Genomic DNA, 15,336 nt, shown 5'->3' with positions numbered 1-15,336 from the left:
ACAGGGAATTCGATGCGTGTCTCATCAATAATTCAACGGTGTTGTCTATTAGCGGCAACGCAGTGAGTCAGATCGGCATGAGTCTGTGGAGGTCCGCGTTGGCAGTACAGACAGTCAAACGCAGATTTCAATTCTCCGCGCGCCAGTCCGGCTTCGCGCATATCGATCACACTGAATGACCGATGGCGGGCAGATGCACGATTATTTTCTTATTAAAATGCTGCGTCCAGCACAGGATCCCATGTGCGTTTAATACGTAGAGGCGGGAGACATAACCGGCTGGTTTTTCGCTCCCGCTTTATCCACGGTTACACCACGTTCTTTTCCACAATGGGCCGGTTCTCAAGAACTCGCGTAAAACTCAATGAGCCGAGATCGAGCGTCGTATAACGCCCATGCAGAATCAGTTCGCTAATACCACGTCCGGTGGCCGGACCTTGTTGCAAACCATGGCCGCTAAAGCCGTTGGCGAACAGGCAGTTGGCGACATCGGGGTGATAGCCGATAACCGCGTTCTGATCGAGCACGTTGTATTCGTAGTAGCCAGACCAGCAGTTCTGTACGCGCAGCGCTTCGAATTGCGGCACACGATGCGCCAGTGCCGGCCAGATCACGTCGTCGAACAGCGCATGATCGACTTCGTCGAGCGGCAGATCGTCGGGGTCGTTATCCGCGGACGGCGACGTGCCGCAGATAAACGATTGCCCTTCGGGCCGGAAATACACACCGCCTGGATCGATCAGTAACGGGCAGCGTTCGAGCTTCGCTGGCGACGTGACGTTGAAAATACTGCGCCGCCGCGCGTAAACCGGCAGATCGATGCCGACCATCTGCGCGACTTTGCGCGACCAGGCGCCCGCAGCGTTCACGACCACGTCGCACGCAAAGCGCTCGCCGTTCGCGGTCTGCACATGAGTGACACGGTTGCCGGTGCGTTGCACGTCGGTGACATCGGCGGCGATATAGCGCGCGCCGAGCGCCTGCGCTTTCTTGCGCAACGCCTGGACCAGACCGTAACCGTCGAACCAGCCCTCGCCGCTTTCGCCATATGCACCGGCTGCCAGGTCTTCCGTATTGAGCCAGGGAAAGCGCGTCTGCAATTCCTGCGTGTCGAGCAGGCTGATATCTGCGCCAAGACGCTTTTGCAGCGCGTGATTGTCACGCAGCGTCGCAAGGCCCGCTGGCGTGGCGAGAAAGAGGTAGCCACCTTCGTGCAGATCGATCGATGGTCGCGCGCCGTCGACTTCGAGCCGCTCGCCAATCGAACGCAAGAACTCGATGCCGAACAGCGACATCTGGATGGAAAGCGGCGTGGAGAATTGCTGCCTGATCGAGGCCGCCGACAACGCCGACGACGATCGCGCGTAGGTCGGATCGCGTTCGATCACCGTGACGCTGACTGTCGGGTCGGACAGTCGCAAGAAATACGCAATCGAACTGCCGATCACTCCACCGCCGATCACCACGACTTTGGAACTCACGCCTTACTCCACGAGTAACGTGGCCGCTCTGAAAACGCCGGGCGGCGCAAACGGATTGCTGAAGAGAGTTTCTTATGGGTACAGCAGCGCTGCGGAAGGCTGCGTCTGATCACGCCACCTTCGCCCGACCCATCGCACCGCGCGATCAGTCGATATTGAAGTCGATCCCCTGCGCAAGTGGCAGCGCCGACGAGTAGTTGACCGTGTTGGTCGCACGGCGCATGTACGCCTTCCACGCATCCGAACCTGACTCGCGGCCCCCGCCGGTTTCCTTCTCACCGCCGAATGCGCCGCCGATTTCAGCGCCGCTCGGCCCGATGTTCACGTTCGCAATACCGCAGTCGCTGCCTGAATCGGACAGGAAGCGCTCTGCTTCGCGCAAGTCCGTCGTGAACACGCACGACGACAGACCGTGGACCGCCGCATTGTTCGCTTCGACGGCAGCGGCGAAATCCGTGTAGCGCAGCACGTAGAGAATCGGCGCGAAGGTTTCCTTCAGCACGACCGCTGTCTGCGACGGCATTTCGACAATCGCCGGACGCACGTAGTAACCGCCTTCGTAACCCTTCACGTCGACGCGCTCGCCGCCGTGCACCTTGCCGCCTTCGGCCGTGGCCTGCTGCAAAGCTTCCTGCATCCGCGCATACGATTGTTTGTCGATCAGCGGTCCCATCAGCGTGCCTTTTTCGAGCGGGTTGCCGATCGGCACCTTGCTATAAAGCTGCGTCAAACGTTCGATGGTTTTGTCGTACACGCTGTCGTGCACGAACAGACGCCGCAGCGACGTACAACGCTGCCCCGCCGTGCCAACGGCCGAGAACAGGATGCCACGCATCGCAAGCTCGTGATCGGCGGTTTGCGTGACGATGCCCGCGTTGTTGCCGCCGAGTTCGAGCAGCGAGCGCCCAAAACGCTTCGCCACTTCCACGCCGACGGTGCGGCCCATTTCCGTGCTGCCGGTCGCGCTGACAATCGACGCACGCGGGTCGGCCACCAGTTTCGCGCCGACGTCGCGGCCACCGTTGATCAACGCGGTCAGGCCGGCGGGCGCGTCGCCGAATTCCTTCAACGCTTCGTTGAGAATCTGATTGACGGCGAGCGCGGTCAACGGCGTCTTTTCCGACGGCTTCCAGATCACCGCGTTGCCGCAGACCAGCGCGAGCGCCGCATTCCACGACCACACCGCAGCCGGAAAATTGAACGCCGAGATCACGACGCAAGTGCCCATGGGATGCCAGGTTTCCGCCATCCGATGACCCGGCCGCTCCGACGCGATGGTCAGACCGTACAACTGGCGCGAAAGGCCAGCCGCGAAATCGCAGATGTCGATCATTTCCTGCACCTCGCCCATACCTTCCTGCAGGATCTTGCCGGTTTCGAGCGTGATGATGCTGCCAAGCGCGTGCTTCTTCTCACGCAGACGGTTGCCGAGCAGGCGCACCAGTTCGCCGCGACGCGGCGCGGGCACGTTGCGCCACGCGGTGTACGCGTCTTTTGCATTGGCCAGGGCCGTGTCGACTTCCGCCACCGTATTGATGGCCACGCGGCCGATGAGCTCACCGGTAATCGGCGAATGAACCGCGAGGTCGCCGGCTTGCACCGCGTGCGCGATGCCGAGGTCGGCGAGGATGGTGGAAGCGTCCATGAGAAACCCCTTTAATTTCCGATACGAAACAAGAGTAAGTTAGGAAACTATACACGCGGGCTTTTATGGCGGCAAGGATGGGAAAACGAGGAAGATCTCACCCTGTCAACCACAAGATGTTTCCTTAAGGAAACACGAGCGGCAAGTGGCGACGTCTTTGGAGGCATCGTTTCAGCGGGCCGCGTTTCGCCATCACACACCCGCCATCAGACGATCGACCAGCGCCCGCGCGAACGGCGGCAGGTCCTTCAGGCTGCGTACACAGATCTTGAGTTTGCGTTCGGCCCAGGGATCATTCAAACGAACCATGGAGATTTGCATCGTCTTTCCATGACGCAGCGCAACCGACTCCGGCACGATGCCTATGCCGACGCCCGCCTCGATCATCCGGCAGGCGGCTTCGAAATTGCCCACCTGAATACGCAATTTCAGGCGGGCGCCCAGTGCATCGGCCGCGCTGATGATGAACGCGTGGATCGCGCTCGACGTAGGCAGGCTGACGAAGTTGGCATTGAGTACCTGGGCGAAATCGACCGATGCCTGTTGTGCGAGCGGATGATCGCGTGACGTAACCAGCACGAGACGGTCGTCGCGATACGGCAACATCTCCAGATGATCCGCATGTACGTTGCCCGCGACGATGCCGATATCCGTCGCGCTGTCCGCCACGCCTTTGACGATTTCGCCGCTGAGCACTTCGCGCAGATCGATATTGACGTCAGGATGATCGCGCAGAAAGCGGCTCAGCACGCCCGGCATGAACTCGCTGATTGCCGTGGTGTTCGCCCAGATGCGCACGTGGCCTTTGATGCCCTCGCCGTACTCCTGCATGTCGCCGGCCAGATGCTCGACGCGTTCGAGCACGAGCCGCGCGTGATGCACGAATGCCTCGCCCGCAGGCGTGAGCGTCACGCCCTGGCTGGTTCGATAAAGCAGCTTGACGCCCAGTTGTTCCTCGAGATTCTTGACCCGATTACTCGCGGCCGGTGCCGACAGATGCGAGCGTTCAGACGCGCGCGCCAGGTTCTGCGTGTCGGCGATATTCAGAAGCAGACGCAAATCCACGAAATCGAAATGCATGACGGAAGCCAGAGATGAAACGCCAATGGGCGCTCGCAGGACAAACGTCAATCTTAACCGCAGGTGAAGCGGCCGTTCGAAAAGGGTGAATCTCTGGGCTGCTTCCGTGGCCTCAGCCGGCGTGCCGCAGGGCGCGCTTGCTGGCGTTTATTTCGGAGGCTGGGTTGAACGATAAGTGATTTGAATGGCGGAAACCGATGCGCCAGAAGTCGTCGCTCGATCGTTTTCTCATTCGATAACGCTACACAGAATGGCTCCCATTACCGGTAAAAGTTGAATCGCTTACCGCGCTAGCGACGCACCGCGTTTATATCCAATCTCCCAATACTCGGTGACCTGCGCCAACTCAACGCGAATAACCCGGGCGCGCGTTGATCCAACGGATCAATCCGGGGCGACTTCAACGCCGACCTACCTAATCGGGTCGATGAAAACAAACGGGCACAGCACTTGCTTATTCATGCGGCTCGACAGGACACACCCGCGTGGCGCTATTCAGCCCAAGTCCCTGTCAAGGGCAGCCCAACGCCAGGCGACGGGCGCCCCAACCGAATTTCCTTAGGCATAAGCAATATGAGTCGCGTTTTACTGGTAGATGACCAACCTGAAGCCTTGTCCGCGCTGCGCGCCGTACTGGTCGGCCGTGGCTACACGGTGGCCACCGCCGCGGATGGCGCGGAAGCTTTCGAACGCTTGCAACGCACGCGCGTAAGCGCCGTGGTATGCGACTGGCGCATGCCCAATATGGATGGCGCCGAATTGATCGAATCGATGCAGGCGAGGAGCGAACTGGCGTCCGTGCCCGTCATCTTGACGAGCGGCAGCGGCGAAACGCCATCGTTACCGGTGAAGGGTTTTCTCAGAAAGCCATTTGCGCTGGATAAGTTGCTGTCGCTGCTGGCCGAATGCGAAAACGGCATGACCGCACCTGCTGTTTGCTGAACGCAATTGCCTGATGGCGGTGACTGAATTTCTGGGGGCCGCTCATTATGGCCCGATGCACTTGAATGGGGCGAACATGGAAGCGAGTGCGCAATGCTGAGGCATTGCTCCCTTCCCCATCGACTCGATGAAATCAGCCGTTGCCGGTTGCGTGGACGCCGGCCTCTTACCCCGTCACGATCCTGCGCGCCTTCAGAATCACCGGCATGTCGACCATCTTTCCGTCGACAGCCACCGCCGCACCGTGACTCGCCTCTACCGCCGCGAGCACGCGTTGCGCCCACTCCCGCTCGGCGTCGCTCCACGCATACGCGCGATGCACCGCGTCGATCTGCTTCGGATGAATGCACAGCTTGCCGCCAAAGCCAAACCGACGCCCACGTCGCGCATCGGCTTCGATTGCGTCGATATCGGTGATCGTGGTCGACACGCCATCCACAGGCGCGCCGATACCCGCCAGCCGCGATGCCAGCACGATCTGCGAGCGGAAGAAATGCAGTTCCTCCGCGTCGCCGTCGATGCCCAGATCGATCTGGAAATCGAGCGTGCCGAACACGATCCGCTGCACGCGCGCTGCGGCGCATAACACCGTGAGATTCGCGAAGCCGCGCGCGGTTTCGACGATCGGCAACACGCTCAACGTGGGATGCGCGTTCGTCAGCACGGCATCGATCTGCGCGCGCGTTTCGGCCTTCGGCAGCACGATTCCAGCGACACCTGGCTGCGCGGCCAGCGCGGCGATGTCTTCGTTGAACCACGACGTGTCAGATCCGTTGATGCGCACCCACGTGGGCCGTGACACAGGCGCGGAGACTGCGGCCAGCACGGCCTCTCGTGCACCGGGTTTTTCATCGGGCTGAACAGCGTCTTCGAGATCGAGAATCACCGCGTCAGCGCCAGACGTATGTGCCTTGTCGAAACGCTCGGGCCGGTTGCCCGGCACGAAAAGATACGACCGTGGCAGCGTGGCGCTCATGCAGACACCGTCGAATCGGCTTGCGCATGCGCGTTGTCGAACACCAATCCGACCTGCGCCTGCCCGGCAATCTGCCATGCGTTGCCGAGCAGCCTGGCCGCTTCACCTTCGGTCGCCGCGCCCGAAAATGCCGCCAGCCGATGCAGCTTGGTCGCGATTTCATCGCGTGACAGCGTGTTACCCGGATCGCCCTTCGGCTCGTCGACACGGCCGTTGAACACGCGGCCGTCGGTCGTGGTTACCGTGACCTTGCCGATCCAGCGCGCGGGATACGCCGCATCGACTTCGGCGTCGAAGGCCATGGTCACGTTATCGCGGAAAGCGACCACCGCGTCGGCGTCGAACCCCTGCTCGAACTCCGTCACGCCCGCATAGCCGTGATGCGCGACGAGCCCGAGCACGGTCCCCATGTTGAATTTCGCCTGATGCACGGTGCGCGGCATGACGACCGGACCGAGCACGTCGATCGCGCCCTGATGAACGTGCGCGACGACCTTCGCGATATCGCGCGGTGCGAGACGGTGCGCCTGGACGACAGCGAGCAAAGCATCCGCAGCGGGATGCGTATGACGACAGGCCGCGTGATACTTGAACGACGTTTCCACGGTCGCCCAACGGCTGCCCAGACGGTCGACGAGACGCGCCGGATCGGCGTCGCTCGACATCCCTGCGGCCATCCCTTGCGCGCCGTCGAGGATGTGCGTGGCGCCCTTGAAGCCGTCAGCGGCGAGTTGCGCGGCCATCAAACCGTTGGCGGCGGCCATCGCCGTGTGAAGCTGCTTCGAGTCGGCCGCATCGCGCAGGAACTCCCACAGTCCGCTCGCCTGGGTGCCCGCCGAACCGAACGCGTCGAGCATCTGCACCGGCGACAAGCCGAGCAGGCGACCTGCTGTGGCAGCGGCTGCAATGGTCCCGACCGTGCCCGTCGTGTGGAACACCTTGTAGTGCGAGCGCCCCATAAATTCGCCGATGCGGATACCGACTTCATAGCCCGCGACTGCCGCGACGATCAAGTCGCGCCCCGATGCGCGCGTCGCCTGTGCGAGTGCTAACGCCACCGGAAACACCACCGTCGCCGGATGAAACACCGAGCCGTTGTGCACGTCGTCCTGTTCGGCGAAGTGCGACGCCGCGCCGTTGACCATCGCCGCGAAATACGGCGTGGTGCGACTGCGGTCGATCAGCACTTCGCACGGACCGTTATTCGCCGCGGCGCCGGCCGCCTGACGCGCGAAACGCGCAATCGTCTCGACCGGCCGCGCACCTTTGCCGGCCAATGCCGAACCCAGCCAATCGACGTAAAGGTTGACCGTGCGCTCGACCACCGCAGGCGGAATGCTGCCGAAGTCGAGTTGCGCGGCGAAGGTGGCAAGCGTGAGACCAGGATGATCGTTCATGATGATGTCGCGTCAGAGTCGTTCGGATAGCCGGCATGGCGTCGTCGCTTGCACGCACACGTCCGGCACGGAAAGTCTGGTCAGATCGTGCCGGCTGCGCGCAACGCTTCGATCCACTCGCTGTCGTAGCCGAGTTCGCGAAGAATCGCTTCAGTGTGCTGGCCGAGCGCGGGAACCGGGTCCATGCGCGGTTCGAAATCAGTGGGCAGACCTGGTGGCAACCAGGCGGGGATCGCGCCCGCTGGGGTGCCGACTTCCTGCCAGCGCTCACGTGCTTTCAGTTGAGGATGCGCCCACACGTCGGCGAGCGTATTCATTTGCGCGTTGGCGATGCCCGCCTGATCGAGGCGTTCGCTCACCTGCACGGCGCTCAGCGTTGCAAATGCTGCGACGATCACCTCGCGTAACGCGTCGCGTGCCGACGTGCGCTTCGAGTTCGATGCGAAGCGTTCGTCGACGGCAAGCTCGGGTTGCTCCAGTACTCGCTCGCAGAAGAGCTTCCACTCACGTTCGTTTTGCAGACCGAGCATCACCGTCTTACCGTCGCCTGTGGGGAACGGGCCGTATGGATAAATCGTCGCGTGGGCCGCGCCGGACAGCGCGGGCTGCGGTTGACCGTCAATGGCGTAGTACAGCGGATAACCCATCCATTCGACCATGCTTTCCAGCATCGACACGTCGATCCGGCAGCCACGTCCCGTGCGCCCGCGCATAAGCAGTGCGCTCAAAATATTCGAATACGCGTACATGCCAGCGGCGATATCGGCGATCGAGCAGCCTGCTTTGGCGGGTGCGCCAGGCGAGCCCGTGATCGACAGAAAGCCGGCTTCGCTCTGGATCAGCAGGTCGTAGGCCTTTTTGTCGCGATAGGGGCCGTCCGCGCCATAGCCGGAAATATCGCAGACGATCAGCTTCGGGTACTTCTTGCTCAACGCGTCGTAACCGAGGCCGAGGCGGTCCGCTGCACCGGGGGCGAGGTTCTGTACCAGCACGTCCGCGTCGGCGACCAGCGCGTCGAGAATCTCCGTGGCGGCAGGCTGTTTCAGATCGAGCGCCAGACTTTCTTTCGACCGGTTGGTCCAGACGAAATGCGACGACAGTCCATGCACGCGCTCGTCGTAACCGCGCGCAAAATCGCCAACGCCAGGCCGTTCGATCTTGATCACACGTGCGCCGAGATCGGCAAGTTGACGCGTGCAGAACGGCGCGGCAATCGCGTGTTCGAGCGTGACGACCTTGATACCGTCGAGTGGTCTCATATGTGTGTCAGCCCTAAGGTCAGAACGAACGCGGCAGCCCGAGAATATGCTCGGCCACGTACGACAGAATCAGATTGGTCGAAATCGGCGCAACCTGGTAAAGACGCGTCTCGCGGAACTTGCGTTCGACATCGTATTCGCACGCAAAGCCGAAGCCGCCGTGAAACTGCAGACAGGCGTTCGCCGCTTCCCACGATGCATCCGCCGCGAGCAGTTTCGCCATGTTCGCCTGCGCGCCGCACGGTTGATGCGCGTCGAAACGACGGGCCGCTTCGAAGCGCATCAGACTCGCCGCTTCGACATTGATGAACGAACGCGCGATGGGGAACTGCACGCCCTGGTTCTGCCCAATCGGACGACCGAACACGATGCGCTCTTTCGCGTATTCCGTGACCTTGTCGACGAACCAGTAACCATCGCCGATACACTCCGCAGCGATCAGCGTGCGCTCCGCGTTCAGGCCGTCGAGAATGTATTTGAAGCCCTGGCCTTCTTCACCAATCAGGTTCTCGGCGGGAATTTCAAGGTTGTCGAAGAACAGTTCGTTGGTCTCGTGATTGACCATGTTGAGAATCGGCTGCACGGTCATGCCGTTGCCAATCGCCTCGCGCAGGTCGACGATAAATATCGACATGCCTTCCGATTTCTTCTTCACATCAGCAAGCGGCGTGGTGCGTGCGAGCAGAATCATCAGATCCGAATGCTGAACGCGCGAGATCCATACCTTCTGGCCGTTGATCACATAACGGTCGCCGCGACGCTCAGCGGTGGTCTTGATCTTCGTGGTGTCGGTGCCGGTGCTCGGTTCGGTCACGCCCATCGATTGCAAACGCAGATCGCCGCTTGCGATCTTCGGCAGATACCTGCGCTTCTGCTCGTCGGAGCCATGGCGTAACAACGTGCCCATGTTGTACATCTGACCGTGGCACGCGCCCGAGTTGCCGCCCGCGCGATTGATCTCCTCCATGATCACTGATGCTTCGGTGAGCCCCAGCCCCGAGCCGCCGAAATCCTGCGGAATCAAAGCGGCCAGCCACCCGGCCTTCGTGAGTGCATCGACAAACTCTTCGGGATAACCGCGCGCTTCGTCGATCTTGCGGAAGTACTCACCGGAAAACTGCTGACACAGATCGCGTACCGCTTCGCGAATGTCCTGGAAAGAATCGTGTTGCGTGGTTTGCATGTCCAGTCTCGTGATAGTCAGCCAGATTCAGGCGATGGCGGCCGTAGCGCGCATAGTCAGATAACCGTCGTGATCTTTGGCCCACAGGTCGATGGTTTTGCCATCGGCGGAAGGTCGCCCGCATACGGTGAAGGGCTGTCCCGCGAAAGTGGGGCGCAGCGCCCTGAACGCGAAGCTTTGCAGTGTGGCGTCGGGCTGTTCGCGACGCACCAGATCGGCTAGCAACGTCGCGATCAGCGGACCGTGGACGACGAGACCTGGATAGCCTTCTACCTGCGTGACATAGGGGTAATCGTAGTGAATGCGATGGCTGTTGAAGGTCAAAGCCGAATAGCGGAATAACATCACCGCGTCTGCGTCGATCGTGCGGCGCCATGTTTCGCCGTCAGGCGCAAGTTGCGGATGCTGTGGCCGCGTGCCTTCCTGCGGCGCGTCGCGATAGACGATGTCATGCTCTTCTTCGAGCCTCAGTTCGCCGCCGACTTCAATGGCATGTTGAACCGTGACAAACACGAGACGGCCCGAACGGCCCGTCTTGTCTTCGATATTGGCAATCGTCGAAACGCGCGTGGCCTTCTCGCCGACCTTCAAAGGCGCATGAAACGTCAGGCGGCCACCGGCCCACATACGACGCGGCAAAGGCACCGGCGGCATAAAGCCACCACGCTTCGGATGACCATCGGGACCCGCATCGGATATCGGAGAAATGGGTAGGAAATACAGCCAGTGCCAAAGCGGTGGCACCGCATTGCCACCTTCGTCGCGATCGAGCGTGGCAGCCATCGCCGCCAGCGGAAAGGCGGTGATGTCGTCTTTCACCACCTCCTTCTTGTCGAGCCAGTCGTCGAGTTTCTCTAAAGACGCAGACATGGGCGAAGTCTCCGGATGCGCTTGTTGACTTAATAGATCCCTACTATGTACCAGGCTCTACATCCCGCGAAGTTTGCAATTTCGAAGCGGGCCTTTGGTTTTGCTTAAGGCTCGTGGAACGCCCTGATGGCTGGGCGCCACCGGTCATTTCAGGCCGAGGCGTTTTGCGAGCCGATTCAGGTTGGCGCGATCCAGTCCCAGCTCGCGTGCAACCGCGGCCCAGTTCTGGTTGTGGCGGGCCAGCGTATCGAGGAGCATGTTGCGCTCGAACTCAGTCACCGCGCTGCGAAAATCCTTGGGTACGATCTGCGTTTCCCCTGCATTGGAATTTTCCTGAGGCTGAGTGTGAGCCTGAGTCGACGCGTTGGACAACGCGAAGTCAGCCGCGGTCAAAGTCAGAATACGCCGGCGCTCGCGATTCGCGGCGAGTGCCTTCAGCGCGCTTCGCCCAATCAGATGCTCGAGTTCACGTACATTCCCAGGCCACGGGTAGTGCAGCAACGCGGCTTGCGCATCCGCCGCGAGACGAATACTCAACAGACCCAGTCGTGAGCGATTCTCTTCGAGGAAATTGCCGGCAAGCAGCAACACGTCGCGCCCTCGCTCACGCAATGGCGGGACACGTAGCGGATAAACGCTGAGCCGATGATAGAAGTCCGCGCGAAAGCGGCCTGCTCGCACTTCTTCCGCGAGATCGCGATTCGTGGCGGCGATCAACCTGACGTCGACTTTGTGTTCGTGATCCGAGCCGATTCGCTGCAACTGACCGTTCTGCAGAACCCGTAGAAGTTTTGCCTGGGCGACAAGCGGCAATTCGCCGACTTCGTCGAGGAAAATCGTGCCGCCGTCGGCCAGCTCGAATTTGCCGCGCCGATCCGTCGACGCCCCCGAAAACGCGCCACGCACATGTCCAAAGAGTTCGCTTTCGACCAGCGTGTCTGGCAATGCCGCACAGTTCAGACTGATCAGCGGCTTGTTTGCCCGTAACGACAGCGCGTGAATCGCGTTGGCCACGAGCTCCTTGCCGACACCGGTCTCGCCGGTAATCAACACGGTCAGGTCGCTGCCAGCGACGACCTCGATTTCCTTAACCAGATGATTGTGAGCGTCGCTGCTGCCGATCAACTCACGATGCGTCTGGCTGCTCGCCTGCCGATACGCTTCGGCGCGGCGGCGCTCTTCCTCGCCAGTGCGGGCCAGCGTGTCGATGCGCTCCACGACGCTCACGGTCGCGGCGGCCAGGCTGAGGAATGCGCGCAGCGAGGCCATGTCGATCGCGTCGAAGCGGGCCGGGTCCAGTGCGTCGAGCGTGAGCAAACCCCACGGTCGGCCGCGAATAAACAGCGGGCAGCCGAGGCAATCGTGAACATGAAGTTTGCCGGCGACGCCTTGCACTAGGCCGTCGTAGGGATCGGGTAAATCGGAGTCGGCGGCAAAACGGGTGGGTTCGGGGCCGGAGAGAAGCTGCTCGAAGCGCGGATGATCGCTGACGCGAAAGCGCCGCCCGAGCGTGTCGCTGCTCAAGCCGTCGATGGCAAGCGGCACCAGCGTGTCGCCGTCCAGACGCAACAACGCGGCGGCATCGCCCGGAAACAGCGTGCGCAGACTGCTGAGCAAGCGCCGATAACGCTCGTGATCGGACAGGTCGCGCGACAGGTCGAGGATCAGCGGGGTGAGCGCGTCCAGCAGTGCCTCTGCAGTCAGATTGACTATGTTGCCAGTCTCTTTGACCAGAGTCGGATTGACCATTTTCGTATCCAGATCTTTGATTTACCTACATTTTATACCTGGCACGAATCATGGATAGATAGACGCGATCAGCCGCAGTCCACTGACTGCTCATCTATCACCAGGACTCTCACTATGCTCTCCGCTGAACACCGCGCCATCGTCAAAGCAACGGTTCCCCTTCTCGAAAGCGGGGGCGAGGCGCTGACCACGCACTTCTACACGATGCTCATGAGCGAACATCCCGAAGTGCGGCCCCTGTTCAATCAGGCTAATCAGGCCAGTGGCGCACAGCCGCGTGCGCTGGCCAACGGCGTGTTGATGTATGCGCGCCATATCGATCAACTCGAACAGCTGGGCGGACTCGTCTCGCAGATCATCAACAAGCACGTCGCGCTGAATATTCTGCCGGAGCATTACCCGATTGTCGGACAGTGTTTGCTGAAATCGATTCGCGAAGTATTGGGCGCCGACATCGCAACGGATGCCGTTATCGAAGCGTGGGCCGCCGCTTATCAGCAACTCGCCAATCTGCTGATCGGGCTCGAAGAAAAGATGTATGCCGAGCGTGAAGCCGCATTAGGTGGATGGCGTGGCACCCGGCTTTTCCGCGTTGCACGCAAAGTGCGGGAGAGCGAGGAAATTACGTCGTTTTACCTGCGTGCAGACGACAATGGCCCATTATTGGCGTTTCAGCCGGGGCAATATATCGGCGTGCGCTTAGTGATCGACGGTGAAGAAGTTCGGCGCAATTATTCGCTCTCGGCCATGGCGAATGGCCACGAGTATCGCATCAGCGTGAAGCGCGAACCGAATGGGAAGGTGTCGAACTATCTGCACGAACGCGTTAATGAAAACGACGCGATTGAACTGTTTGCACCAGCGGGCGACTTTAAACTCGAACATAACGATAAGCCACTGGTACTGATTAGCGGCGGCGTCGGAATCACACCGACGCTGGCGATGCTGCAAGCCGCGTTGAAGACCCATCGCGCGATTCATTTTATTCACGCGGCGCGTCATGGTGGCGTGCATGCGTTTCGCGATGCGATTGATGCACTGGCCGCGCGTCATCCGCAATTGAAGCACTTCTATTGCTATGAACAACACCGTGCTGGCGATGCCGATGCGCACGGCGTTGGTTATATCGACCAGAAGCGCCTGGGTGAATGGTTGCCGGAAACCCGCGACGTCGATGTCTATTTTCTTGGACCTACTGCCTTCATGAAGGCGATCAAGAAGCACCTCAAGGCGATAGGCGTGCCGGAGTCGCAAAGTCGTTACGAGTTTTTTGGACCCGCCGCTGCGCTTGAATGATCGACTTGCGTTTGGCCACTACCGGTAGAAAACGTAGTCAGCCAGATAAGGTGAGTTGCCGGTTTCGTGTTCCGCCGAACACGGAGCCGACGGCGCTAACCCTCCGACCGTATGCACCCGCTGCACATAGCGGATCGCCGACAACGTGCCGTTGCCGGCCGTGACATGGGTCTCCAGCAATAGCTGCGGAATGCTTGCTGGCGTGGTGCTGGGTTGCTGCGCCAGTACGCGCCCCTGAATACGGCTGCCGTCTTCTGCTTCCCAGGACGGCCCCGCGCTATGGCGGACGGCTGCGTGGCCGCTAGTGTCGAAAAGAATTGCTTGCGGGCTCTTGAATACCCATCCCAAACGATGCTGCGTATCGAACTCACATGAATACGTTTGCACGCCGGAGGCAGCCAGAGTCATCACGCGCTCGGCTTGAGGTGGATCAATGGAAGCAGCAGCAACGGTTGATGGAGGTGTTGTCGTGCATGCTGCCAGCAGCGACAGGCCGATGGTGGTCAGGGTTAGCGACGAACCGATTCTGAGCATGGATTCACCTTGGAGAGATGCAGGGTGATGTCAGACGTGTTGTACTCAGGCGATGAAGCTGAGCACAGCGCGTCGACACATGAAACACAATGACGTTGGGGCAACGTGTCGTCCGGCTCACACTACACTAAGATTTCGTTTAGTACGTCACTTCGTTTTCGTCACATTGTTTTCGGAGAACAGCATGAGCGATCAGGAACAGAGCGCAGGAAAGGCACGTCGTACTCAGGTGATGGGAGCTCCTTTCGTCGATCGCGCGATGAATGGGCTGGACGAATTCAATCGACCGCTGCAAGACTGGCTCAACGAACATGCGTGGGGCAGCACGTGGCTTCGGGAAGGTATCGATCTGAAAACGCGCAGCCTGTGTACGTGTGCAATGCTCGCGGCGCTGGGTAAAAGCACGGAGCTCAAAGGGCATGTACGTGGCGCGATTAACAATGGCGCGACGGTCATCGAGATTCGTGAGGTATTGCTGCACAGTGCGATCTATGCGGGCGCCCCAGCAGCAGTGGAAGCCTTTCGAAGTGCGCGGGAAGTTCTCGAAGAACTTGGTCTTTCTATTCCCGACGAAGGCTAGAGTATCTGGTTGAGGTGGGGTTGCCGCTTACTTTCGCTCGCCGACTGCGAATCAGGACCCCGGCATGCCTGATGTTGTGAACTGGCGAAGATGGATCAACGTCTGCGGCTTGAATCCGGCGACGTTAGCACTGGGTCGCTGCGCCACTCGATGCGCAGCAAAGCGTCCGCGTGTAATTTCTGCTTGCCGTGCACTGCCGATGACTCCGTGCCCCATGGCCCGACTGGGCGCGTAAACGCAAAAACCCCACCTTGTTGGGGTGGGGTTTCTGGACATGCTGGGGAGCCTGACGATTACCTACTTTCACACGGGCAATCCGCACTATCATCGGCGTGGAGTCGTTT

13 protein-coding genes are annotated in these 15,336 nt (G+C 60.5%); 3 read left to right on the top strand and 10 right to left on the bottom strand.

Annotation, left to right across the window (positions count from 1 at the left end; all coding sequences use genetic code 11):
• Window positions 1-308 precede the first annotated feature (308 nt).
• The 3 genes from LMG28727_RS33435 to LMG28727_RS33425 form a co-directional block, all read right to left on the bottom strand.
• Complete coding sequence (locus LMG28727_RS33435) at window positions 309-1,481, bottom strand: NAD(P)/FAD-dependent oxidoreductase (protein ID WP_201646579.1); 1,173 nt, start codon at window positions 1,479-1,481, stop codon at window positions 309-311.
• 145 nt (window positions 1,482-1,626) lie between these two features.
• Window positions 1,627-3,126: an L-piperidine-6-carboxylate dehydrogenase gene (gene amaB, locus LMG28727_RS33430; RefSeq protein ID WP_201646578.1), complete on the bottom strand. Its 1,500-nt coding sequence runs from the start codon at window positions 3,124-3,126 to the stop codon at window positions 1,627-1,629.
• A 192-nt stretch (window positions 3,127-3,318) separates the two neighbouring features.
• On the bottom strand, window positions 3,319-4,206 hold the full coding sequence (locus tag LMG28727_RS33425; protein ID WP_201646577.1) for a LysR substrate-binding domain-containing protein: 888 nt from the start codon (window positions 4,204-4,206) through the stop codon (window positions 3,319-3,321).
• Window positions 4,207-4,779: 573 nt separating this feature from the next.
• Here LMG28727_RS33425 and LMG28727_RS33420 point away from each other — a divergent pair.
• Window positions 4,780-5,148, top strand: a complete 369-nt coding sequence (locus tag LMG28727_RS33420; protein WP_201646576.1) for a response regulator — start codon at window positions 4,780-4,782, stop codon at window positions 5,146-5,148.
• A 166-nt stretch (window positions 5,149-5,314) separates the two neighbouring features.
• On the opposite strand, the gene LMG28727_RS33415 is transcribed toward LMG28727_RS33420, so the two are convergent.
• The 6 genes from LMG28727_RS33415 to norR form a co-directional block, all read right to left on the bottom strand.
• A complete protein-coding gene (locus LMG28727_RS33415; RefSeq protein ID WP_201646575.1) occupies window positions 5,315-6,124 on the bottom strand; it encodes an HpcH/HpaI aldolase/citrate lyase family protein in 810 nt (269 codons plus the stop codon).
• Window positions 6,121-7,521 carry an MmgE/PrpD family protein gene (locus tag LMG28727_RS33410; protein ID WP_201646574.1) on the bottom strand — a complete coding sequence of 467 codons (1,401 nt, stop codon included), beginning with the start codon at window positions 7,519-7,521 and terminating at the stop codon, window positions 6,121-6,123. Before LMG28727_RS33410 ends, LMG28727_RS33415 begins: the two co-directional genes overlap by 4 nt.
• Window positions 7,522-7,601: 80 nt before the next feature.
• Window positions 7,602-8,780 carry a CaiB/BaiF CoA transferase family protein gene (locus LMG28727_RS33405; protein ID WP_201646573.1) on the bottom strand — a complete coding sequence of 393 codons (1,179 nt, stop codon included), beginning with the start codon at window positions 8,778-8,780 and terminating at the stop codon, window positions 7,602-7,604.
• Window positions 8,781-8,799: 19 nt separating this feature from the next.
• On the bottom strand, window positions 8,800-9,963 hold the full coding sequence (locus tag LMG28727_RS33400) for an acyl-CoA dehydrogenase family protein (RefSeq protein WP_201646572.1): 1,164 nt from the start codon (window positions 9,961-9,963) through the stop codon (window positions 8,800-8,802).
• Window positions 9,964-9,990: 27 nt separating this feature from the next.
• Window positions 9,991-10,833 carry an FAS1-like dehydratase domain-containing protein gene (locus tag LMG28727_RS33395; protein WP_201646571.1) on the bottom strand — a complete coding sequence of 281 codons (843 nt, stop codon included), beginning with the start codon at window positions 10,831-10,833 and terminating at the stop codon, window positions 9,991-9,993.
• Between the two features lie 144 nt (window positions 10,834-10,977).
• A complete protein-coding gene (norR, locus tag LMG28727_RS33390; RefSeq protein ID WP_201646570.1) occupies window positions 10,978-12,582 on the bottom strand; it encodes a nitric oxide reductase transcriptional regulator NorR in 1,605 nt (534 codons plus the stop codon).
• Between the two features lie 114 nt (window positions 12,583-12,696).
• On the opposite strand from norR, the gene hmpA reads away from it, so the two are divergent.
• The gene (hmpA, locus tag LMG28727_RS33385) at window positions 12,697-13,878 is read left to right on the top strand and encodes an NO-inducible flavohemoprotein (protein WP_201646588.1); all 1,182 of its coding nucleotides are present in this window, start codon (window positions 12,697-12,699) and stop codon (window positions 13,876-13,878) included.
• A gap of 18 nt (window positions 13,879-13,896) precedes the next feature.
• On the opposite strand, the gene LMG28727_RS33380 is transcribed toward hmpA, so the two are convergent.
• On the bottom strand, window positions 13,897-14,412 hold the full coding sequence (locus tag LMG28727_RS33380; RefSeq protein WP_201646569.1) for a DUF3455 domain-containing protein: 516 nt from the start codon (window positions 14,410-14,412) through the stop codon (window positions 13,897-13,899).
• Between the two features lie 184 nt (window positions 14,413-14,596).
• Between LMG28727_RS33380 and LMG28727_RS33375 the strand changes: the two genes are divergently transcribed.
• Window positions 14,597-14,992 carry a carboxymuconolactone decarboxylase family protein gene (locus tag LMG28727_RS33375; protein ID WP_201646568.1) on the top strand — a complete coding sequence of 132 codons (396 nt, stop codon included), beginning with the start codon at window positions 14,597-14,599 and terminating at the stop codon, window positions 14,990-14,992.
• Window positions 14,993-15,336 lie beyond the last annotated feature (344 nt).

This window comes from Paraburkholderia metrosideri (genome assembly GCF_904848625.1).
Lineage (GTDB): Bacteria > Pseudomonadota > Gammaproteobacteria > Burkholderiales > Burkholderiaceae > Paraburkholderia > Paraburkholderia metrosideri.
Note: the sequence above shows the minus strand (reverse complement) of the source record. Positions and strands in the feature narration are given on the sequence as shown.